General features: G+C 57.6%; 1 protein-coding gene and 1 pseudogene. One reads left to right on the forward strand and one right to left on the reverse strand.

Annotation, left to right across the window (positions count from 1 at the left end; all coding sequences use genetic code 11):
• Positions 1-868: (Fe-S)-binding protein (locus H5U08_RS19140; protein WP_297036871.1), on the forward strand; the 868-nt coding region annotated here is incomplete at its 5' end.
• Here the strand turns inward: H5U08_RS19140 and H5U08_RS19145 are convergent.
• Positions 865-1,289 (reverse strand): annotated as a pseudogene (locus H5U08_RS19145) (glucuronyl hydrolase); the annotation flags it as partial. The gene H5U08_RS19140 and the pseudogene H5U08_RS19145 overlap by 4 nt on opposite strands.

Raw genomic sequence — 1,289 nt, forward strand, 5'->3', positions numbered from 1 at the left:
TGTGCTTCCAGGCATTCTCGGGAAAATGGCTACACTTGTGAACCCTCACGTGCCGGGACAAAAACGTCTGCCAGATTTCCTTCCCGCGAAAGGACGTCGGCGGGCTCGCGTGGCTCTGTTCGTGGGGTGTGTGGGCGACGCCATGTTCCGGCATATTCACTGGGCGACACTCCGTGTGCTGCAGGAAAACGGTTGTGATGTGTTGATTCCCAGGGGACAGGGGTGTTGCGGGGCCATTCACTATCACACGGGTGATGAGCGTGGGGCCAAAAGACTGGCGGAGCAGAACGTCCGTAGTTTTCCTGTCCGTGACCTCGATGCGGTGATCGTCAATCATGCGGGCTGTGGTGCGATGCTCAAAGAATATCCCCACTATTGGGCAGATGGGGATCGTGAACAGTATGCAGAATTCAGCAAGAAAGTGCGCGATATTTGCGAATTTCTTGACGATCTGGGAACGAAAACGCCGGAAAACCCGTTACCTCTACGAATAACCTACCACGACGCCTGTCACCTTGCGCACGCCCAGCAGATTCGGCGGCAACCCCGAGCGCTGCTCTCAAAAATTCCCGGGCTGGAACTTGTGCCGTTGTATGAGAGTGAATTGTGCTGTGGCTCTGCGGGCAGCTATAACCTCTTGCAGGATGCCATGGCCATGCGGTTGGTCAAGCGGAAGGTCGATCGCATCGTGGAGACACGCGCGCAAGCCGTGGTGGCTGCCAATGCCGGATGCCTGCTCCATATTGGTCGCGAGGTGCGACGGCGTCGGCTGGGTTTGCTTTTGGCCCATCCGGTTGAGCTTCTGGACTGGAGTTATCGGGGTGTCACACCCCCGCAGCCCGGGTTCGACGTGGAATACCGTCCCTAGCCATTACTGCCCTCGCTTGTCAGGGCCTTGGTCAGCGCTTCTACGAAGAAATAGTCTCCCCACATAACGGACTCGTCGACGCCAAGGTTTTTTCGCGTGTGATACACGCCGTGTTTGAGGATGCCTTCCCAGCCCGGGGTCTCAATCGCGAGGTATTCAGGGTCGCACAAAGCGGACAGCATCACAAGGGCCGTGTTCCGGTAAACCAAGCCCCGCTCCGGAGAGGGAGTTTGTTTTGCCAGATCCCACAGACCGCTGGCCGCAATGGCGGCCGCCGAGCTTTCTTTCTGCCGACCCCAGGGCGGAGGCTGCGACAGATCGGCATGGAAATCCCAATATGGGATTTTGTCGTCAGGAAGGTGCGTGATCCAGTATTCAGCGTTTCGTTCCGCCACTTCCAGAAACTCGGGGTTGTTTGTCA

The sequence above is a fragment of the Thermogutta sp. genome (assembly GCF_014359955.1).
In the GTDB taxonomy this organism is placed as follows: domain Bacteria; phylum Planctomycetota; class Planctomycetia; order Pirellulales; family Thermoguttaceae; genus Thermogutta.